Source organism: Marinicella gelatinilytica, from assembly GCF_026410405.1.
In the GTDB taxonomy this organism is placed as follows: domain Bacteria; phylum Pseudomonadota; class Gammaproteobacteria; order Xanthomonadales; family Marinicellaceae; genus Marinicella; species Marinicella gelatinilytica.
Window position 1 is genome coordinate 133,796 of record NZ_JAPMLN010000014.1, and the last position, 20,810, is coordinate 154,605.

At 42.1% G+C, this 20,810-nt stretch carries 18 protein-coding genes; 17 read left to right on the forward strand and 1 reads right to left on the reverse strand.

Going from position 1 to position 20,810, the window contains the following annotated elements; translation table 11 throughout:
• The first annotated feature begins 41 nt into the window (after positions 1–41).
• The 8 genes from OS173_RS10145 to OS173_RS10180 all read left to right on the forward strand — a co-directional run bounded on the left by OS173_RS10145 (position 42) and on the right by OS173_RS10180 (position 9,655).
• Positions 42–2,165, forward strand: a complete 2,124-nt coding sequence (locus OS173_RS10145) for an LTA synthase family protein (protein ID WP_267184169.1) — start codon at positions 42–44, stop codon at positions 2,163–2,165.
• 2 nt (positions 2,166–2,167) lie between these two features.
• Positions 2,168–4,330, forward strand: a complete 2,163-nt coding sequence (locus tag OS173_RS10150) for an LTA synthase family protein (RefSeq protein ID WP_267184170.1) — start codon at positions 2,168–2,170, stop codon at positions 4,328–4,330.
• 117 nt (positions 4,331–4,447) lie between these two features.
• A complete protein-coding gene (hfq, locus tag OS173_RS10155; RefSeq protein WP_188365895.1) occupies positions 4,448–4,684 on the forward strand; it encodes an RNA chaperone Hfq in 237 nt (78 codons plus the stop codon).
• A 70-nt stretch (positions 4,685–4,754) separates the two neighbouring features.
• The gene (hflX, locus tag OS173_RS10160; RefSeq protein WP_267184171.1) at positions 4,755–6,098 is read left to right on the forward strand and encodes a ribosome rescue GTPase HflX; all 1,344 of its coding nucleotides are present in this window, start codon (positions 4,755–4,757) and stop codon (positions 6,096–6,098) included.
• A gap of 14 nt (positions 6,099–6,112) precedes the next feature.
• On the forward strand, positions 6,113–7,306 hold the full coding sequence (hflK, locus tag OS173_RS10165; protein WP_267184172.1) for an FtsH protease activity modulator HflK: 1,194 nt from the start codon (positions 6,113–6,115) through the stop codon (positions 7,304–7,306).
• 2 nt (positions 7,307–7,308) lie between these two features.
• Complete coding sequence (gene hflC, locus OS173_RS10170; protein WP_267184173.1) at positions 7,309–8,175, forward strand: protease modulator HflC; 867 nt, start codon at positions 7,309–7,311, stop codon at positions 8,173–8,175.
• Positions 8,172–8,363 (forward strand): DUF2065 domain-containing protein, encoded by a 192-nt coding sequence (locus OS173_RS10175; RefSeq protein WP_267184174.1) that lies wholly within the window; start codon positions 8,172–8,174, stop codon positions 8,361–8,363. The genes hflC and OS173_RS10175 overlap by 4 nt, the downstream gene beginning before the upstream one ends.
• Positions 8,364–8,371: 8 nt before the next feature.
• A complete protein-coding gene (locus tag OS173_RS10180) occupies positions 8,372–9,655 on the forward strand; it encodes an adenylosuccinate synthase (protein WP_267184175.1) in 1,284 nt (427 codons plus the stop codon).
• 3 nt (positions 9,656–9,658) lie between these two features.
• On the opposite strand, the gene def is transcribed toward OS173_RS10180, so the two are convergent.
• Positions 9,659–10,174, reverse strand: coding sequence for a peptide deformylase (gene def / locus OS173_RS10185; RefSeq protein ID WP_267184176.1), 516 nt, complete (start codon positions 10,172–10,174; stop codon positions 9,659–9,661).
• Positions 10,175–10,353: 179 nt separating this feature from the next.
• Here def and OS173_RS10190 point away from each other — a divergent pair, with 179 nt between their 5' ends.
• The 9 genes from OS173_RS10190 to OS173_RS10230 all read left to right on the forward strand — a co-directional run bounded on the left by OS173_RS10190 (position 10,354) and on the right by OS173_RS10230 (position 20,807).
• Positions 10,354–11,562, forward strand: coding sequence for a LysM peptidoglycan-binding domain-containing protein (locus OS173_RS10190; protein ID WP_267184177.1), 1,209 nt, complete (start codon positions 10,354–10,356; stop codon positions 11,560–11,562).
• A gap of 2 nt (positions 11,563–11,564) precedes the next feature.
• A complete protein-coding gene (gene dprA, locus OS173_RS10195; RefSeq protein WP_267184178.1) occupies positions 11,565–12,695 on the forward strand; it encodes a DNA-processing protein DprA in 1,131 nt (376 codons plus the stop codon).
• Between the two features lie 11 nt (positions 12,696–12,706).
• A complete protein-coding gene (locus tag OS173_RS10200) occupies positions 12,707–13,183 on the forward strand; it encodes a DUF494 family protein (RefSeq protein WP_267184179.1) in 477 nt (158 codons plus the stop codon).
• Between the two features lie 6 nt (positions 13,184–13,189).
• The gene (locus tag OS173_RS10205) at positions 13,190–15,487 is read left to right on the forward strand and encodes a DNA topoisomerase I (protein ID WP_267184180.1); all 2,298 of its coding nucleotides are present in this window, start codon (positions 13,190–13,192) and stop codon (positions 15,485–15,487) included.
• Positions 15,484–16,041, forward strand: a complete 558-nt coding sequence (locus OS173_RS10210) for an L-threonylcarbamoyladenylate synthase (RefSeq protein ID WP_267184181.1) — start codon at positions 15,484–15,486, stop codon at positions 16,039–16,041. Before OS173_RS10205 ends, OS173_RS10210 begins: the two co-directional genes overlap by 4 nt.
• A gap of 1 nt (position 16,042) precedes the next feature.
• A complete protein-coding gene (waaA, locus tag OS173_RS10215; protein ID WP_267184182.1) occupies positions 16,043–17,383 on the forward strand; it encodes a lipid IV(A) 3-deoxy-D-manno-octulosonic acid transferase in 1,341 nt (446 codons plus the stop codon).
• Entirely contained in the window at positions 17,380–17,865 is a 486-nt protein-coding gene (locus OS173_RS10220) for a GNAT family N-acetyltransferase (protein WP_267184183.1), read from the forward strand. The genes waaA and OS173_RS10220 overlap by 4 nt, the downstream gene beginning before the upstream one ends.
• Before the next feature lie 85 nt (positions 17,866–17,950).
• Positions 17,951–19,324, forward strand: coding sequence for a leucyl aminopeptidase family protein (locus tag OS173_RS10225; protein WP_267184184.1), 1,374 nt, complete (start codon positions 17,951–17,953; stop codon positions 19,322–19,324).
• A 19-nt stretch (positions 19,325–19,343) separates the two neighbouring features.
• Positions 19,344–20,807: a helicase HerA-like domain-containing protein gene (locus tag OS173_RS10230; protein ID WP_267184185.1), complete on the forward strand. Its 1,464-nt coding sequence runs from the start codon at positions 19,344–19,346 to the stop codon at positions 20,805–20,807.
• Positions 20,808–20,810 lie beyond the last annotated feature (3 nt).

Consider the following 20,810-nt stretch of genomic DNA (forward strand, 5'->3'; position numbering starts at 1 on the left):
TCGTTGATAAACTGGTCATTAATCTTTTTCTATTCCGGTAAATGAATAAATTCTTAACCTTAATTCTTTTGTTATTACTGCCATTCGGTTTTGTCAGTCTGTACTTTTCAACGCAATGGTCTATTTTGTGGCCTGCCAGTTTTCTTGTTTTATTAATCGGACTAGGGTTTTGGCTTTGTGCTGAGGAAAAAAAGCAACTGTTAAATGTACTTCTAAGAGGGGTTTTATTAGTTATTTATTTTTTAACCCTTTTTGTATTTTTGTTTGAAATGGTGTTGATTGACTTTTCAGGTCGAGGTTTTACCGATGAGGTTTTTTTCCATATGGAGTGGGAATCGGTGAGGATTGGTCTGAATGATTACTTTTGGCTTCTGTTGGGTTTTTTTGTGCTTTTATTTTTTTATGTATATTTAATAAGAAAAATCTATAAAAAACTCCCAACATTAAATCAACGATTGATTATCACAGTTTTAACTATTGGGTTGACTCTGTTAATTTTACCTTTGACCGGCTATGCTCGGCTGTACAATTCTACCCTTGATTTTTTACGTATCGATGCATCGAACCTGGATGAACAACGTATTAAGCAGTATGTGGAATTAGGTGTCATGAAAAATGACCGGATTACATCAAGAATGAATTTACATGCAGAAACACAAGTTGGCTCAAAAAATCTAATTTTGATTTATTTAGAGTCCTTTAACGAGGGGCTCACTCACCATCCAAAATTTCCTGATTTAACACCAAACCTAAATCAACTAAGTGAGCAGTTTCAGTCATTTAAACATTTGAGCTCTTCTTATGTAACCATTGAAGGCATTATTTCCAGTCAATGTGGCACTCTATTGCCGATGACCGCAGGCAATAATACCTTTTTAAGAAGTGGTCAGCTTTTATCAAGAATGCCTTGTTTGGGAGACGTGTTAAAAAAAGCCGGATATAACCAATATTATTTAGGCGGTGCCGCCATGGAGTTTGCCGGTAAAGGGCAGTTTTTTGAAGATCATGGTTATGATCATGTCTGGGGTTGGGAGTATTGGCGGGAACAGGGCATGAAACAACGGGCGGGTGTTTGGGGCTTAAGCGATACCGAGTTGTTCGAACAAGCAATTAAAGTGATTGAGACGGCGGACAAAGCTAAGCCCTATAATTTAACATTGTTAACACTGGGCACACATCTACCGGGTTATCCTTATGCGGAATGTTTGCCCTATAAGGAATCCAACGATGATTTTATTCATGCCATACACTGTACTGACCAGTTGTTGGGGCAGTTTTTTGAAAAACTCAATGATAAAAACTTATTGGAAAATACCTTGGTGGTTATCGTGGCGGACCATGGCGTTTTTCCGACACCTGAAATGAAATCACTATTTGGCGATATGGTTGAGGATCGTGCATTGATTGGCTTAACAAATTTTACGGAATCACTTCCTGATGAAGTATTATCCAGCTATGATTTAGCGCCCACAATTCTTGATATGCTGGATGTCCGCCACAATGCCGGTTTTTTATATGGACAAAGCTTGTTCTCAGATGCCAAAGCCAATCAAAAATATGCCACGCGTTATTCGGATTGGGACATTGAAAAAAAGACCATGATTGCTAACAAAGCCGGTGAATGTACAGTGGCAGCCAAACAACTATCCTGGCCATTAAATTCTTGTGATAAAAAAAGCTTATTAGCACAAACAAACAAATTGCTTGAATTTTATTCTGACAAAGCGCCAGAAGAGGTGCTTGGCTGTGAAGTAGACATTGAACTCAAGTCTAAAAGTCAATCCTCAGATAATAGTAACCAGCTTTTGATTGATGATATAAATCATTTTAAACACTTTTACTATGAGGGCTATTCACTTAATTATTTCAATTTAGGCAGTGGTTTTTTTGTTTTTGAACTTAATGCAGATATGAAAATTATGGAGCACCGTTACTATAAAGACACCTTACTTGGTACACAGCAATTTTTAAAATGGCGGCATAGCAATCCCAATCACTTGTTGGTTGTGGTAAAAACAAGCAATAAAGAAATCTTAAAGAAATTAGCGATAAATCTTGATTATGAAGATATGGATATTCAGGTATTACAATACATTGGAAATTCATTAAAGAGTCATCATGCCTTAAATCTCGATGACTCAGCTTCTCTGACAACTTGTTTTTAGTGATGGTTTTAAGAATAGTTTATTTTGTGGGTTTAATTGCACTGTTGCTTGTTGTCAGTGCTGAAACAAATGTTCTCTATAACAAAGGTATCTTATTGGATAAACCGGATTTTTATCTAATAATAATGGCTTCTTTGTGTTTGTTGTTGTTATTGCTCACTTGGCCGGTGGTTTCACGCAATAGGCTCAGTCAAATCATATCGATGACGTTAAAAGTTGTTGTCATCCTCTCGGTGTTTTTGTTGATTTTTATTGAATTGGCGATTGTTGACTTTGCCGGGATGGCCTTTGGGCAAGAGGTCATGTATCACACCAGTTTAGATGCTGTTATCTTGGGTTTAAAAGAATATAAGTATACTCTTCTTACTGTATTGGTTGTTGTGGGTTTGTTGACATGGTTTATGATGACGGCAACACGACTGATGGGACATCGACTACAGTGGATAACCTTTGCGTTTAGTTTGTTGGGCTTTGTTTTGTGGGGACACTTTACGGTCGTAGGCAGACTCTATAAAGCTGGCATGGATTATTATTCGCAAAGCCAAGTTAAAAGCATGTCTGCTGAAGAGTTACAAAAATTCGATTTTTTAGGTATTCAGCCAATTACCACGGATAAAAATAACATTCAGGTATTGTCCAGCCATCACAAAAACCTGATTGTTGTTTATTTGGAATCTTTTAGTCGTGTCTTTACTGAGTCGAGCCGTTACCCAAACTTAACGCCTAATCTAAATCAATTTAAACAACGTTATCAGGAGCTCTATCCCTACATATCATCTGCATCGTTTACTATGGACGGTTTAATTACTTCTATGTGTGGATTCATTCCCGACATGCGCATGGGTAATAACACAATGGCTTCACAACAAGGTACTTATTCAGCTTTGCCATGTTATCCAGATGTATTGCATAAAGCCGGTTTTACCCAGGAGTTTTTTGGTGGTGCTAAAAAGCAATTTGCCGGTAAAGCCGCATTCTTATTGTCACATGGCTTTGATCGGGTAATTGGCTGGGAAGATTTTGTTGATTTACCGGAATATCAAAACGTTAAAAATCACAACTGGTGGGGATTAAATGATGATGATTTGTTCGAAAGAGCCTTCATCCGGGTCAGTGAACTGCATAAACAAGATCGACCGTTTCATACTCAAATTCTATCAATTGGAACCCATTTGAAAGGTTTTGTTTCGCCTTCTTGTGAGCCTTATTCAGAGACAAGTCATCGCTATATTAATGCCATTCATTGTACGGATCAGTTGCTTGGTCAATTTGTAAATCGTTTGGATGAGGCCGGTATTTTAGAAGATACCGTTGTTTATATAACCGGTGATCATGGTGTTTTTAGGTCTGATTTATCATTAGAGTTATTTGGTAAACAGGTTGAAGATAGGAATCTATACGGTGTCATAATTGACAAAAGTCCTCGGTCCTCAGTGCACGTTGAATCTTTGTATGATTTAGCGCCTTCTGTATTAAAGTTAGTTGGGGTTGAGCATAATGTTCAGTTTGTTTTAGGCCGTAATTATCCAATTAAAGACCGCATGGTGTTGGCGCGAAGCCATTTTTACAAAAACGGACAATTAATTGTACAAGATGACAATTGTGATACGCCTTCATCGATAAGCACGCAAGCCGTGAACGGATGCACTTTGAAGTCTGCATTGAATGCGATCAAAGGCCATACTCAATTGTTCAGCACAACAGATGGCATCGCTTTAACAGCCGAGTCTAAGTTAATCATTGGTTTTGAAAAAAGCTTAACGGGTATTGAGTCGATAAAATTAGACGGGTTAGATTTAAAAAGGCTGTTTAAACGTGACGGCTTTGCTGTACAGGATAAATATTATGGTTTGCCAGGGTTGTTTTATGTTGGTATTAATGAAGACATCAGAACGGCAGAAAATTTTGTGGTTATAAGAGCCGATAAAAATCCGAATCAGTTGTTGTGGAATCTGAAAGATGAATTTGAGCAAGGCTTTGTTTTGTTTGGCGCGAAAAACAGTGAAAATATGGGTATTTTAGAGCACTTAAAAAAAGAACATGGTCTTAGTTGTATGTTCGATCTTGTTTGTGTTTCGCAATTAACAGGTGCGGGCTTTAATAATGGTTATGAACAACCAACAGTTGAAATAAATATGAAGTCTTTGTTAAGCGGCGGCAAATAAAAATAATAAATTTTACCGTTGTTGATGACATGAACATTGAATAACAGGCTATCTAACATTATATTAAGAAGGCTATGTTAAAATGGCGACATAATTATAAAGAGTAAGGTAACCCATATGGCTAAATCACAAACATTACAAGATCCTTTTTTAAACGCATTGCGTAAAGACCGCATTCCGGTGTCGGTGTTTTTGATGAATGGTATTAAATTACAAGGTGTTGTGGAATCTTTTGATCAGTTTGTTATTGTTTTAAATAACACCACCAATCAGTTGGTTTACAAGCACGCGATTTCAACCATTGTTCCGTCAAAAAATATCAGTACTTATAAAATCCAACAAGGTGAAGATTAATTGTCACCCAATTCAAGTCAAGCGGGCACTCGCCCGCTTTTTTTAATGCCTGACGTCATGGTTATTTCGAATGTTTGAGAGATCTAAACGTGGCGATCGCGCCATTCTTTTATGCCCGGCACCGATGGAATATGAGCGTCGCTCGGATCATGAAGAGCACATGGCTGAATTTAAGGAGTTAGCCGTGAGTGCCGGCGCTGAAGTTCTGGAGGTGTTAGTCAGTACCCGACAGAATGTTGAGTCCAAATATTATGTGGGCAGCGGTAAAGCTGAGGAATTGGCGGATTTGGTTAAACAGCATGAAGCGGATTTGGTGTTGGTTGATGCGCCTCTGTCGCCGGTGCAAGAACGAAACCTGGAGCGGTTGGTGCAAGCGCGGGTGTTGGATCGACGCACATTGATTTTGGATATTTTCTCGCAGCGGGCACGTTCTTATGAAGGCCAACTGCAAGTAGAACTGGCACAGTTAAAACATATGTCAACCCGTCTGGTGCGTGGTTGGACTCACTTAGAGCGTCAAAAAGGCGGTATTGGTATGCGTGGTCCGGGTGAAACGCAATTAGAAACGGATCGGCGCTTATTGAATGCCCGGGTGAAATCACTAAACGCCAAGTTGGAAAAAGTCATGCGCCAGCGTGAACAAGGTCGGCGGCAGCGTAAAAAATCCGGAACTCAGATGATGGCGCTGGTGGGCTACACCAATGCCGGCAAGTCCACCCTATTTAATATTTTGACCGATTCTAAAGTTTATGCAAAAGACCAATTGTTCGCCACTTTGGATCCGACGGTACGGCAGTTCACGGGGATTCCAGGTAGTCAGGCGGTGATTAGTGATACGGTGGGCTTTGTACGGGATTTGCCACATGAGTTGGTGGCGGCATTCCGAGCCACTCTGCAAGAGGCCATGGATGCGGATGTCTTGATTCATGTGATTGATGATGCTAACCCCGAACACCGTGAACACATGAAAGAAGTGTATCAAGTGTTGCGTGAATTAGAGATTGAAAATGTGCCCATCATCGAGGTTTATAATAAAATCGATTTATCGGGCAAACAGCCTCAATGGGTTGAGGGTGGTGAAACGGTACCGGATAAGGTGTGGTTATCTTCAAAATCCGGCGCCGGCGTCGATTTGTTGCTAAAAGTCATTGAAGAACGCATTCACAGCACCCATGTTAGCTTACGGTTTACTTTACCCATGACCGAAGCACGCTTGCGCGCCCAGTTTTATGAATTGGATGCCGTCAATGAAGAACACATTGATGATGGTGGAAATTGGTGTCTTACGGTAGAATTACCGCTGGCGAAATGGCATCAAATGGCAAAAACCGGTGAAGGCGCTGATGCGGCTTTTGTGGCCGATTTGTTAAAACAACACGACCTTGAACAAGACGATACTAACCAAAACTGGTAATACTGGAGATAACTATGCCCTGGAATGAACCCGGCAAAAATAATTCCGGCGGTCAAGGACCGCGGAATAATCGACCCAATAACAATCAAAAGCCACCTGATTTTGAGCAAATCATTAAGGATGCGCTTAACTCGATAAAAAACATGTTTGGTTTTGGTGGCAACAATAAAAACAAAGGCACAGGAAGTACCGGTGGTGGTCAAGGCGGTTCTTTGGTTGTTGTGTTATTAATTGTGGTGGCTCTATTGGTTTGGGCATCTGCATATCGGATTGATGAATCTGAGCGTGGCGTGGTTTTGGTGTTTGGTGAATACTCCCACACAGTGCAACCCGGCTTGCGTTTCACTTGGCCACAACCGATTGCCAAGGTGTACCGTGAAAATGTTCGAAAGATTCGTCAAGAAGACAACAGCGGACAAATGTTAACCGAAGATAAAAACCTCATTGAAATTGATTATTCGGTGCAATACCGGGTGGATGAAGCACGGGTTAATGATTATTTATTTAATTTAGCCAATCCGGAAAATACCGTCAGCCAGGCGGCCGAAAGCGCCATGCGGCAAGTGGCCGGTACCAGCACCCTCGATCACATCATTAATGAAAGCCGAACTGATGTTAATTTTGAAGTTCAGTCTGAACTTCAGAAGATGCTTGATAATTACCAAGCGGGTATTGAAGTGCGCCAAGTGAATATCACCGAGGTCCATCCGCCGATTAATGTCAAAGAAGCTTTTGATGATGTGGTTAAAGCACGAGAAGATCAAAAAACCTTTATTAATAAGGCCAACGAGTATGCCAAAGGTGAGATACCTAAAGCGGAAGGTCAGGTGTTAAAGATTATTCAAGATGCTGAAGGCTACCGAGAATCCTTGATTGCAGAAGCGCAAGGTGAAGCGCAACGGTTTGATCGATTACGTATGGCTTATGAAGAATCTCCGGAAATCACCCGTAAACGCATGTACCTAGAAACCATGGAGCAGGTTTTGGGAGGTATGCCAAAAGTTATGATTACCGGTGATAACAGTAATCAATTGATGTATTTGCCGCTTGATAAATTGATTAATCAATCAGGCAACAGCGAGGTGTTGGATTTGGGCACCACTGTGGTCAGACCGGATACCGGCAGTCAGTCTTCCGGACAATCATCTAACAACACTGGCGGAACCAGCAGTCAGCGTTCCACCAATCGCACAGCGCGGGGTCGATAAGCATGAATAAAATTATTTCTCTCATAATTGGTGTTTTAATATTAGCGGTATTGTCGAGTTTTTTCTTATTCACTGTCAGTGAGCGAGAAACCGCCATTAAGTTTAAATTTGGTGAAGTCATTCAAGCCGGTTATGAGCCCGGTCTGCATTTTAAATGGCCGGTCATAAATAATATTCGCACCTTCGATAAACGCATTCAAACCTTAGATAACAAACCCGAACGCGTGTTTAACACGGATAACGAATACCTGATGGTTGATTATTTCGTAAAATGGCGAATTAATGACGTTAAGTTATTTTATACCTCTAATGAAGGCTCTATTGCGCGTGCCAACACCAACCTCGCGGGGGTGTTTAAAAACGCCTTATTGGAAGAGTTTTCTGTGCGCACCTTAGATCAGGTGATTTCAACTCAACGGGTTGAATTGATGGAAAATTTACAGACCATCACAGAAAGTAAAGCCGAAGATTTCGGTATGGAAATCATTGATGTGCGTATTAAGCAAATCAACTTAGATCAGTCTGTTAATGAGTCCGTTTATAACCGAATGCGCTCAGAACGATTGGCTGAGGCGGCCGAACATCGCTCAAACGGTACCAAACAAGCCATTAACATTCGTGCCACCACTGATAAAGCGGTGCGTATTATGGTTGCTGAAGCCGATAAGCAGGCAAATTTAATCAAAGGTGATGGTGAGGCAGAAGCCATCCGCGTTTATGCGCAAAGTTATGAGAAAGACCCTCAGTTTTATAGTTTCTATCGAAGTTTGGAGGCCTATAAAAAGAGCTTTCAGCAATCCGGTCAGAACATGATGATTTTGGATCCGGACAGTGAGTTCTTTAAATACTTTAAAAACGCACAACCTTGATTGAACATCCATTTATAGCGGCCATTGCTTTGGTGCTTATATTGGAAGGTATTATGCCTTTTGTTGCACCCGGTCAATGGAAACAAATGCTGGCACAAATCAGTCAAATGTCAGATAAAAATCTACGTATTATGGGCGCGGCAATGATGGTTATCGGCGTGTTAATATTTAAAATGATACAGGCGTGAATCTAAATATGAATCAAACAGTTGTGGTACTGGGCACTCAGTGGGGTGACGAGGGGAAAGGTAAAATTGTTGACCTTTTAACAGAGCAGGCAGATGCAGTGATTCGCTTTCAAGGTGGTCACAATGCCGGTCACACCCTGATTATTAACGATCATAAAACCGTGTTACATTTAATTCCTTCAGGTATTTTGCGTGAAGGCGTTCAATGTATTATTGGCAATGGTGTGGTGATTGAGCCGACCTCGTTAATAAAAGAAATCAAGCAGCTGGAAGAAACCGGCGTTAAGGTTCGTAACCGATTATTGATTTCCCAAGCCGCTCCCATCATTATGCCTTATCACATTCGTCTCGATCAATTACGTGAAGAAGGCAAAGGTGATAATGCCATCGGCACCACCGGCCGTGGTATCGGGCCGGCTTATGAAGATAAAGTCGCTCGCCGAGGTCTGCGCATGGGTGATTTGTGTGATAAAGACAGTTTGCGCGAAAAGTTACAAGAGGTGTTGACGTACCATAATTTTGTATTGCAACATTATCATCAAGATGAAGCCCTTGATTTTGATGGTATTTATGACACCATTTGTAAGCAAGCGGATATTTTACAGCCTATGATTACCGACGTAACCGCACATTTGCATCAGTTACATGACGCCGGTAAAAGATTGTTACTGGAGGGTGCACAAGGGTCTTTGTTAGATATTGATCACGGCACTTATCCCTTTGTGACTTCATCGAACACCACTGCCGGAAGCGCAGCCACGGGAAGCGGTCTGGGTTGTACCGATATTGATTATGTGTTGGGTATCACCAAAGCTTACACAACGCGGGTGGGTTCAGGGCCGTTTCCCACTGAATTATTTGATGAAGATGGTGCGAAACTAGCCAAAGAAGGTGTTGAGTTCGGTGCCACCACCGGTCGGCCAAGGCGTTGTGGCTGGTTGGATCTAGTGGCTTTAAAACGAGCCATTCAAGTTAATGGTGTAACCGGTTTGTGTATTACTAAATTGGACGTTTTAGATGGCTTTGAAAATATTAAATTGTGTACAGCTTATGACAAGCAATCAGGCTTTCCACAATCAGAAGCTCAGTGGCAAGCCATTCAGCCTGTTTATGAAACGTTAGCCGGATGGCAATCCGTCACCCGTGGCATTACCAACTACGATGACTTGCCAAAAGCAGCTAAACATTTTATTGATGTTATCGAGCAGTATACCGAAACACCGGTGGCCATAGTTTCGACCGGCCCCGAACGCAATGAAAATGTAATTAAAGTTCACCCGATGGGTGATTAACAATTAATTTGCATCAAGGGGTACAGTCTCAGCAACCTTGGCCAATTTTTTAAGTGCCATTTTTCGTTTTAAAACGGACAGATGGTCTAAAAAGACAATGCCTTTTAAGTGGTCGATTTCATGTTGGATACAAACTGCCAATAAACCGTCCGTGGTCAATTCTTGTTGTTGACCGTTTAAATCCATGAATTGCACGGTGATTTCTTCGGCGCGGGTGACGTCGGCATAAATGCCGGGTACTGATAAACAACCTTCTTCATGAACTTGTTCGCCATTCCGGGCGGTGATTTTGGGGTTAATAAAGACCCGTGGTTGATTTTTTTCTTCTGAGATGTCCATCACCACCAGTTGAATATGTTTATCAACCTGGGTGGCAGCCAAACCAATTCCGGGTGCCGCGTACATGGTATCCAGCATATCATCTGCCAACTTTTTGATGTCGTCAGTGACTTGTTCAATGGGTTTGGCAACCGTCTTTAAGCGTTTATCGGGTAAGGTTAATATATTGAGTAAAGCCATAACAAATGTTCAATGGGTGTTTTTGTGAGTGAAAAGAGGCCATTTTACACCAGCCAATAAGTCTAATTTAGGGCAAAGCAGCTATTTTTCAATCAAAATGATGGCTGAATCACAATTTTTGTTTAAATTTATCCCTAAAATGGCTAAACTAAAGTTTTAGCGAAATCAAAGAGTTGCTGATGATGTTTAAAAAACAACTTCTAATTATGGCCCTGTCTCTTGGAATTACGTTTTTGGCTTCCGCCCAAGATGTGGAATTGAATGCCGATCACCCCGAGCGATATGTGGTTCAAAAAGGCGATACGTTGTGGGATATTTCCGCCGTATTTTTAAAATCACCTTGGTTGTGGCCGGAAATCTGGTACGCCAACCCTCAGGTTGAAAACCCGCATTTGATATATCCCGGTGACGAATTAAATCTGGTGTATGTGGACGGCAAACCGCAAATCACTGTTAATCGCTCACATCCGACTGTTAAGTTGGGGCCTGAAGTGCGCACCATTGAACATGACCAAGCGGTAGAAACCATTCCGTTGTCAGATATTGAACCGTTCTTGCGGGAGTTGAGGATTCTTAATAAAGAAGACATCGATCTGGCGCCTTACGTGGTTGCGGCTGAAGAGGGACGGAATGTCTCTGCCACAGATAATTTAATTTATGTTCGCGGACTTAAAAATATTAAGCAAGGGGATCATCTGGCGATTGTTAGACCAACGGTTATTTACCGTGAAGTTCCGCTTGATTATCCGTGGGAATCTTCAGGACGTTTTCGCACAGAATCTGTGGATTGGAAAAAATCTTCCCCTTACACCACTGATGCTGTAATGTCACGTTTTTGGAAAAACTACATTGATCGAACTTATTGGAACAGCGTTAAGATTTTAGGTTATGAAGTGGCTGATACAGGTGTCGGTGAAGTCACTCGTGTTGGAACCGGCGACATTACCACCTTAGAAATTATCGATGTGAACACTGAAGTCAAAACCGGTGATTTGGTGTTGCCTATTGATGCCTTTAATTTCGACCCTTACTTTATGCCCAAAGCGGGTACCGTTGATGATGACAATATTCGTGTGGTGGCTTTAAACAATGCGTTATTTGGCAGTGGCCGACGCCAGGTGATTGCCATCAGTAAAGGCTATGGCCAAGGTATACAGGTGGGTGATGTGTATTCAGTTTACAGCCCGGAACTGGTTATTAGAGACGAAGTTATGCATCCAAAAAATGACTTAAAAACATTGTTTAAACCGTCTAAAGCCAAAGTCACATTGCCTATGGAATACACCGGACATATTATGGTGTTTAAGACGTTTGAAAACATTTCCTACGCAATCATTACCGAAGGCAACCGGCAAGTTAAGCTTTACGATTACGTCAAACTGCCGTAATTGTGGGCTCAGAAAATCTCCAGGCCTGGCTGCATGTTTACCGTGCACCGGGCCTTGGTTTTTCCGGTGTTAGTAGATTGCTTGATTATTATGGTGATATAACTGCTATTCCCGGAAGAACTAAATTCCCTTCCGACTTAAAAATCCCTGTGACCGCCCAGGCTTATTTAAAAGATTGCCGTGATGAGGATTTAACTGCGGATTTAAAATGGTTGGAAAAGCCTCAGAATCATATTTTGCCTATTGATGATGATTTGTACCCGCCACAACTTAAAGCCACCGCTGATCCTCCGCTTTTACTGTTTATTAAAGGTCATATAGAGACATTGTTGTTGCCACAATTGGCAGTGGTTGGCAGTCGTCGGGCCACGCGCGGCGGTTTGGATAATGCCCAGTCTTTTTGTTATGAATTGGCTAAGAAAAATTGGGTCATTACCAGTGGTTTAGCCGCGGGTGTTGATGCGGCTTCACATCAAGCCGCGTTAGATGCCGGTGGTCAAACGGTGGCGGTCATGGGCACCGGTATTAACACCATTTACCCAAAAGCCAATCAACAACTGGCAAAAGACATCATGAACAATGGTGCCATTGTCTCTGAATTTGATTTTAATACACCGCCTCAGGCGAATAATTTTCCACGCAGGAATCGAATTATAGCCGGTTTGTCCTTAGGCACCCTGGTGGTGGAATCCGGGAAAAAAAGTGGTACATTAATTACGGCACGACTTACCTATGATATCAATAGGCCGGTCATGGCGATACCCGGTTCCATTCATAATCCCATGGCTAAAGGTTGTCATTGGCTTATTAAACAAGGCGCCGCTTTGGTGGAGTCAGTGGATGATATTGTGCACGAATTAACACCCGGAATGTCGATGTTGAGCGAACAAATTCGTGAGAGAATGGCAAAAGATAATGATGCAGTGGTTGAAAAAAACAAGAAACATCACGATATAGCACTGTCAGAAAGCCAACAGCAATTACTCGCCTACATGGGTTATGATCCCATCTCGTTTGATGCTCTGGTGGCCGCCACTGAACAGCCGAGTGCAGATATTTCTGCAGACTTGCTGATACTTGAACTGAATGGTTTAATTGAAAAGCAAGCGGGAGCTAAATACCTTAAACGTTAGCCTAAAATGATATGAAACAACAGATGATGGATGTTCTGGTATATGTCTTTGAAAACTATATGACAGAGCGCTATAACTTAAAAGAATCAAGCCAGAGACAGCGCATTATTAACGGCTTGCAAAAAATCGGATTTAGCCCCGGCTTGATAGAAGAAGCTTTGCTGTGGTTACAACAAGTCAGTGGTAAGCCGGAAAATATGGTGCAACAATCTGCAACCGCTATGCGTCACTTCAGTCAAAAAGAACGTCAAATGCTAGGTAGTGAGGGCATTGAATTTATTGAATACCTGATGTCTCAAGACATATTGAATAATCAAACCCGCGAATTGTTGATTGACGGTTTACTGTATCTAAAGGCTGACAACATTGAGGTTGATGATTTACAATGGCTGGCTTTGATTATTTTGTTTTCACAGCCGGATCAGGAACAAGCCTTCGTCGATTTGGAGCGATTGTTATTTGAACCCACTGAACTACGTGAACATTAAAAGCCTATGGCCAAAAACTTACTGATAGTAGAATCACCCGCTAAATCTAAAACCATTGAAAAATATTTAGGTAAGGATTATAAAGTGTTAGCCTCTTATGGTCATGTCAGAGATTTATTGGCTAAATCCGGAGCGGTTGATACCGATAACAACTTTGAAATGACGTATGTTGAGCCGGAGGATAAGAAAAAATACATTGATGCCATCATCAAAGCCGCTAAAAAAGCGGACACCATCTATCTGGCAACGGATTTGGATAGAGAAGGTGAAGCCATTTCATGGCATGTGGTAGAAATTCTAAAAGACCGCAATTTATTAGAAGATAAAAAAATCAAGCGGGTGGTTTTCTCAGAAATCACCAAAAAAGCCATTCAGGAAGCCGTGGCAAATCCCAGAGAAATTTCCGATGAATTGGTTGATGCACAACAAGCAAGACGTGCTTTAGATTACTTAGTGGGATTTAATTTATCCCCGTTATTATGGAAAAAAGTTCGGCGAGGGTTGTCAGCGGGTCGGGTACAATCACCGGCATTGCGCATGATTGTACAACGTGAAGATGAAATCAATGCCTTTAAAAGCCGTGAATATTGGACCATTCAAGGTAATTTGAAAAAAGGTCAACAGGCATTTGAAGCCGGATTAAACCGCTATCAGGGTAAAAAACTGAAAAAATTTGATATTGGCAACGAGAAAAAAGCCAATGATATTTTGACTCAGTTACGACAACAAGCCGGCCAAGAATTAACGGTTACTGAGTTAACCCAGAAGGAACGTAAACGCAAACCGGCACCACCCTTTATCACTTCTACTTTGCAGCAAGAAGCGGCCAGAAAGTTAGGTTTTACTGCCCGTAAAACCATGCAGATTGCCCAGCAATTGTATGAAGGTATTGAAATGAATGGTGAATCTCAGGGGTTGATTACCTATATGCGTACCGATTCATTGAATTTATCTGCCGATGCCGTAACAGAAATTCGAGGGGTGATTGCGGATAAGTTTGGGACTAAACAAGTACCCAAAAATGCCAATGTCTATAAAAGTAAGTCAAAAAATGCCCAAGAAGCGCATGAAGCAATTCGTCCGGTTTCAGCGACACTCATACCCGCTGACATCAAATCATCCTTAAATAATGATCAATACAGACTCTATGATTTAGTCTGGAAACGAACCTTGGCTTCCCAGATGATAAATGCCACCATTGGCACTGTGGCGGCCGATTTTACTTTTGGCGACGATCATAACTTGCGTGCTAACGGCTCAACCATTTTAGTGAAAGGCTTCTTATCGGTTTATGAAGAAGGTCTGGATGACGTTAAAAAGGACAAAGAAAACCGATTACCAAAATTAGCCAAGGGCGATGTGGTTAAAGTCAAAGAAATATTGGGTAATCAACATTTTACCGAGCCACCGCCACGCTACTCAGAGGCCAGTTTAGTGAAGGCCTTAGAGGAGTATGGAATTGGTCGTCCGTCTACCTACGCCAGCATTATCTCCACCTTACTAAACCGCGATTATGTGGAGCTGGATAAAAAACGGTTTATTCCCACGGACGTGGGTAAGGTGGTGGCGCGCTTTTTGGAGGCTCATTTTGATACCTATGTGGATTATGACTTCACCGCTAAATTAGAAGATGCCTTGGATGCAGTGTCTCGCGGAGAGAAAGACTGGAAACCTTTATTGAAATCTTTCTGGGATCCTTTCATAAAACGCCTCGAGGACAAGGAAGAATCTGTAAGTCGTGAAGAAGCACAGTATAAACGTGAATTAGGAACCGATCCTAAAACCGGCAAACCTGTGTCAGTGCGGATAGGCAAGTATGGAACCTTTGTACAAATTGGCACCAAGGATGATGAAGAAAAACCACAATTTGCGGGTTTATTGCCCGGTCAAACACTGGATACCATCAGTTATGATGAAGCCATGGAGCTATTTAAGCTGCCACGTGATTTAGGTGAAACGCCGGAAGGCGAAAAGGTGTCGGCTAACATCGGTCGCTTTGGGCCTTATGTCCGTTATGCCAATAAATTTGTCAGTATTAAAGATGGTGATCCTTACAGCATTACTTTAGAAGAGGCTTTGGAATTAATTAAGGAAAAGAAAATTGCGGATGCCAACAAAGTCATCCAACAATTTGACGACGGTATCGAAGTGCTTAACGGTCGTTATGGTCCTTATGTCACCGACGGCAAGAAAAACGGTAAAATTCCAAAAGACACAGACCCTAAATCGCTCAGTCACGAAGATTGTATTGAAATATTAGATAAAGCGCCGGCCAAGAAAAAAAGGCGGCGTAAGAAAAAATGACAAAAGTCGGTACAGCCGTCGAAAAAGCTGTACAGACAGTTCGACAAGGCGGTTTAATTATTTATCCAACTGAAGCTGTCTATGGACTAGGCGGTGATTATCGGCAAGCCGAAGTGGTATCTAACATACTGGCTTTAAAACACAGACCGATCAGCCAAGGGCTCATTTTAGTGGCGGGTCATATTGGCCACATTCTCCCTTTGATTCAACCGCTTTCAGGTTCTGATTTGGCTGCAGCTTTGGCCACATGGCCGGGTCATCATACCTGGATTTTTCCCGCCAGTGATAAAGTGCCTGCTGGGGTTAGAGGACCTGACAACACCGTTGCTGTCAGACTCTCGGCGCACCCGGTGATTATTGACCTTTGCCAGCAATTGAATCATGCATTAATATCCACAAGTGCCAATAAACGTGGTCAAGCAACACCCACTGTTTTGCAACAGCTTGTGAGTCAATGGCCACATGAGGTGGACTATTTTTTAGACCTGCCCTTAGGACACGCTCAAAAACCATCAACCATTCGCATTGCCGGTGATGGCCATACGGTTCGATGATATGAAGAGTTTGGAAATCAGAAGTCGATTATATTCCTTGGTGACTACTTTGCTGACACCTTTGGTACTGTTTCGTCTGGCCATGCGCGGTGTTAAAACTCGGGCTTATTTACAACGCTGGCATGAACGTTTTGGCTGGTTTAAAACCCCTAAAAAAATAAAAAAATCAATCTGGGTACATGCCGTTTCCGTGGGTGAAGTGAATGCCGCCATTCCACTTATTAAGGCCTTGATGAAGCGTTACCATGACCACTGCTTTGTATTGACCACCATTACCCCGACCGGTTCAGATCGGGTACAACAAATTTTTGGCGATCAGGTTTTTCATGTTTATCTACCCTACGATTTGCCGGGTGCCGTGAAACGATTTTTAAAGAAAACCAAGCCGGATTTAGCGGTTATTATGGAAACTGAAATATGGCCCAATCTATTTCGTTTTTGTAAAAAGAAACACATTCCCATTGTGGTTGCCAATGCCCGCTTGTCGGAAGTTTCTTTAAAAGGTTATCGGTGGGTGGGGTCTTTGGCAGCAAAAGCATTTAATGACACAGCTTTTGTGGCAGCGCAAACAAAAACCGACGCCAAACGTATGATTCAGTTGGGTTGTCAACCAGAAAAAATTTATGTGGTGGGCAGTTTAAAATTCGATATCATTATCGATCAGTCGATTATTGATAAAGGCAAAGAAATCCGTGATCATTATCAAAACTCACGTATGGTTTGGATAGCTGCCAGTACCCATCATGATGATGAAGTACAAATTTTAGCGGCTTTTTCTGTGTTAAAACAACGCCATCCGGATCTAATGTTGGTGATTGTTCCGAGACATCCTGAGCGTTTTGAGACCACCACGCAATCATTTCGCAAACTAGGTTTCAACACGCAATTGCGCAGTGAAGCTGGTTTATGCGATATCCATGGTGATGTATTTGTGGTTGATACCATGGGAGAATTATTGGAGTTTTATGCGTCATCTGATATTGCATTTGTAGGCGGCAGTATTGCTAATATTGGTGGTCATAACGTGCTTGAAGCCGCAGTGTTTTCATTGCCAGTGCTGGTTGGACCTAACACCCATAATTTCGATGAAATCACCCAATTGTTAGAAGAGTGCGGCGGTTCTTATACCGTCCATGACAGCGCAGACATCGTTTTGTATATGGATGCTTTAATCAAAGACAAACATTTGCGATTAAAAATGGGACAAGCCGCAAAACAATTGGTCAAGGAAAATCGGGGTGCTGTGCAATTGACCATGGATCTCATAGAGTCTTTTATGAATGAAAAACCACTCTACGATGAAATCAAGTCCAAGCACTATCCTCGGATAGCTAAGCAATGACAAACGCAGAAAAAATAACCACGTTAGATGTCGATGGTGTGACATTTTTAGTGAAAGAATTTACCGCGTTAAGTGCCTTGGAGCTAAAACAAATATATCAGTTACGACAACAGGTTTTTATCATTGAACAAAATTGTCCTTATGCAGACATTGATGAGGCTGATTTGGATGCCTGGCATATTTGCCATCAGGACGCGCAAAATCTTGATGCCTATGCCCGAATACTGACTGATAAGGCGGGTGATTTTCACATTGGTCGAGTGGTGGTATCGGCTGATAAACGTAAACAAGGCCTGGGTCAGGCATTGATGAAAGCAGCGATTAAAGTGTGTCGCGATGCAGCAACCAACCGCAATATCATCATTTCAGCCCAATCCTACTTGGCAAGATTCTACCGGGCATTGGGATTTGTGGAGACTGGTGATTACTACTTAGAAGACAATATTCCCCATATGCAGATGGTATTACCGGCGAAACCATAGCTTCAGTCAGGCTGTTTACCCTGTTGTTCGATTTTCACGGTCAGTCAGCGTATAATAAAAAGTTCTTCATCTCATCGAATAAATTATGATTGATTGTTTTGTCACAGATTATCAAGGTGCCAGTGTGGCCGTTGAACCCATTAATAAATCTGCATTTGATTTATGGCTGAAATTACAAAGTGAATATTTGGAAAATGTCTGTGAAAACCAGGGTTTTGGTGAAAAAGCCGGTCAATTTTTCTTAGATTACAATAAAGCAGGTGAGTTGAGTAAAGTTTACCTGGTGGTTTCTGAGGACTTAAATCCTTATAGTATTTGCGAAAAAATAAACCAGCTACCCGCAGGTCATTATCATATAGAAACCGATGATAATGCCATGGCATCAGCCGTGATTCGTGGTTGGGGTTTTGGTCAGTATCGTTTTGAGCGATATTTAAAAGCTAAAGACAAAGCTGTTCTGGTGGTCGACAAAGAGCGTTTTGGTTATGACTTGGCTTTGGTGGAAGCCACCTACACAGTACGTGATTTGATTAACACGCCGGCAGATGACATGGGGCCAACGGAATTGGCTGAATGGTCAGAGGAATTTGCCAAACGGCATGATATGTCATTTGATCAGTTGGTGGGAGATGTTTTACTGACTGAAAATTTCCCGACCATACATATTGTGGGTCGTGCCAGTCATAAAGCGCCACGCTTAATTGAATTAAATTGGGGTGAGGATGATGATTTGCCGTTACTGACTTTGGTGGGTAAAGGTGTTTGTTTTGACACCGGCGGCAATAATATGAAGGCGGCAGAATTTATGCGCTGGATGAAAAAAGACATGGGTGGTGGGGCACATGTTTTAGGGTTGGCGCAATTGATTATTTCCCAACAACTACCGGTGCGTCTAAAAGTGTTGATACCGGCGGTAGAAAACGCCGTCTCCGGTAGTGCTTTCCGACAAGGTGATGTGGTCACCAGTCGCTCTGGTCAATCCATAGAAATTGGTCATACCGATGCCGAAGGGCGGGTTATACTGGCCGACAGTTTGACTTATGCTTGCGAGTTTAAGCCGGATTTGCTGATTGATTTTGCTACTTTAACAGGAGCAGCTCGGGTGGCATTGGGTCCGACCGTGACGCCGGTGTTTAGTAATCGAGATGAATTCACCGAAGCCATTAAGAAAAGTGGCATGACTACCTGCGATGAGATGTGGCCAATGCCATTACCGGTGCGCTATAAAAAATACATAAAATCAACCATAGCTGATATTAATAACAGTGCCAGCTTACCACAAGCCGGTTGTATTACCGCAGGATTGTTTTTGCAAAGTTTTGTTGATGAAGACATCGATTGGGTACATATTGATACCTATGGTTGGAATTTTGGTGATCGCACAGGTGGCACAGAAGGCGGTGAGGCCTTGGGTTTAGCGGCGGTGATGGATTGGCTGAAAACCAAGTACCAAGGATGATGAAGATAACATACCAACCATGAAAAAAGATAAAAAACTACACTTTGGCCACGGTAAAAATCCGGCGGTCATACTTGGTCATTTTGCTAACCGCCATGGCTTAATTACCGGGGCCACGGGAACCGGAAAGACCGTTACAGTACAAGTGCTGGCGGAAAATTTTTCAAAACTCGGCGTGCCGGTGTTTGTGACAGATATTAAAGGCGATGTGGCGGGATTATCACAAGCGGGAGAACCAAAACCATTTCTAGACAAACGTGCCAAAGAACTGAATATCGCGGATTATCAGTATCAAGCAAGTCCGACTATTTTTTGGGATATCTTTCGGCAGTCAGGACACCCGGTACGCACCACAATTCATGAAATTGGGCCCTTATATTTAAGTCGCTTATTGGATTTAAGTGATGTTCAGCAAGGTGTGTTAGCCGTGGCTTTTAAGTTTGCTGAAGATGAAAGTCTGGCCATTTTAGATTTAAAGGACCTCAACAGCCTGTTACAGCATGTTGGTGAACAACAAAAAGAGATATCATTAAAATATGGCCGGGTTACATCCGCATCTATCGGCGCCATTCAACGGCGTTTATTGAGTTTAGAATCTCAAGGTGGTGAGTTTTTGTTGGGTGAGCCGGCATTGAAACTCAGTGACTTAATGCGACAGGACTTATCTGGCACAGGTATTGTCAGTATCTTGGAATCACGTGATTTGATGATGAAGCCACAGTTATATGCCACTTTTTTATTGTGGCTAATGACTGAGCTATTTGAAACTTTGCCTGAAGTGGGTGACCAAGATTTACCTAAACTAATATTATTTTTTGATGAGGCACATTTGATTTTTTCAGATTGTCCCACAGAGGTTCTCAGACGCATTGAACAAGTGGCACGTTTAATTCGTTCTAAAGGTGTTGGGATTTATTTTTGTACCCAGTCCCCTGGTGATATTCCAGAAACCATATTAGGACAATTGGGCCATAAAATTCAACATGCTTTACGAGGCTATACACCCAAAGATATTAAAGTCATTAAAGCTGTGGCTGATTCTTTCCGCAGCAATCCTGAATTTGATACCGCTGAGGTTATCAGTCAATTGGGTGTGGGTGAGGCTTTGGTGTCTACTTTGGATGAAAAAGGTGCACCGCGAGTTGTGGAGCGGGTTAAAATTGCGCCACCGCGATGTCGCATGGGTCCAATTACTGATCAAGAACGCCAAGCCATCATGTCGCGTTCACCGGTTGGATCCTATTATGAACAGTCATTGGATCGTGATTCTGCGCATGAGAAATTACAGAAGCGAGCCATAGAACAGGCCAAACAAAAAGCCGAAGAGCAAGCTCGCTTAGAAGCTGCCGAACAAGCATCTAAAAAATACCGGGGTCGAAGTCGAGATTCCTACGTTACCAAAGTTGGCAATGATTTTACACGGAAATTAACCACCAAAGTGGTCAACAGTTTATGGAAAACTTTATTCGGTAAGCGCCGTTAATCG

Bases quoted from the DNA above. Each gene is read 5' to 3' on its own strand.
- OS173_RS10210 (WP_267184181.1), top strand. From the start codon at position 15,484: ATGACAAAAGTCGGTACAGCCGTCGAAAAAGCTGTACAGACAGTTCGA.
- def (WP_267184176.1), bottom strand. From the start codon at position 10,174: ATGGCTTTACTCAATATATTAACCTTACCCGATAAACGCTTAAAGACG.
- OS173_RS10200 (WP_267184179.1), top strand. From the start codon at position 12,707: ATGAAACAACAGATGATGGATGTTCTGGTATATGTCTTTGAAAACTAT.
- OS173_RS10150 (WP_267184170.1), top strand. From the start codon at position 2,168: ATGGTTTTAAGAATAGTTTATTTTGTGGGTTTAATTGCACTGTTGCTT.
- OS173_RS10190 (WP_267184177.1), top strand. From the start codon at position 10,354: ATGATGTTTAAAAAACAACTTCTAATTATGGCCCTGTCTCTTGGAATT.
- OS173_RS10225 (WP_267184184.1), top strand. From the start codon at position 17,951: ATGATTGATTGTTTTGTCACAGATTATCAAGGTGCCAGTGTGGCCGTT.
- hflC (WP_267184173.1), top strand. From the start codon at position 7,309: ATGAATAAAATTATTTCTCTCATAATTGGTGTTTTAATATTAGCGGTA.
- hfq (WP_188365895.1), top strand. From the start codon at position 4,448: ATGGCTAAATCACAAACATTACAAGATCCTTTTTTAAACGCATTGCGT.
- OS173_RS10145 (WP_267184169.1), top strand. From the start codon at position 42: ATGAATAAATTCTTAACCTTAATTCTTTTGTTATTACTGCCATTCGGT.
- waaA (WP_267184182.1), top strand. From the start codon at position 16,043: ATGAAGAGTTTGGAAATCAGAAGTCGATTATATTCCTTGGTGACTACT.
- OS173_RS10205 (WP_267184180.1), top strand. From the start codon at position 13,190: ATGGCCAAAAACTTACTGATAGTAGAATCACCCGCTAAATCTAAAACC.
- hflK (WP_267184172.1), top strand. From the start codon at position 6,113: ATGCCCTGGAATGAACCCGGCAAAAATAATTCCGGCGGTCAAGGACCG.
- OS173_RS10230 (WP_267184185.1), top strand. From the start codon at position 19,344: ATGAAAAAAGATAAAAAACTACACTTTGGCCACGGTAAAAATCCGGCG.
- OS173_RS10220 (WP_267184183.1), top strand. From the start codon at position 17,380: ATGACAAACGCAGAAAAAATAACCACGTTAGATGTCGATGGTGTGACA.
- hflX (WP_267184171.1), top strand. From the start codon at position 4,755: ATGTTTGAGAGATCTAAACGTGGCGATCGCGCCATTCTTTTATGCCCG.
- OS173_RS10180 (WP_267184175.1), top strand. From the start codon at position 8,372: ATGAATCAAACAGTTGTGGTACTGGGCACTCAGTGGGGTGACGAGGGG.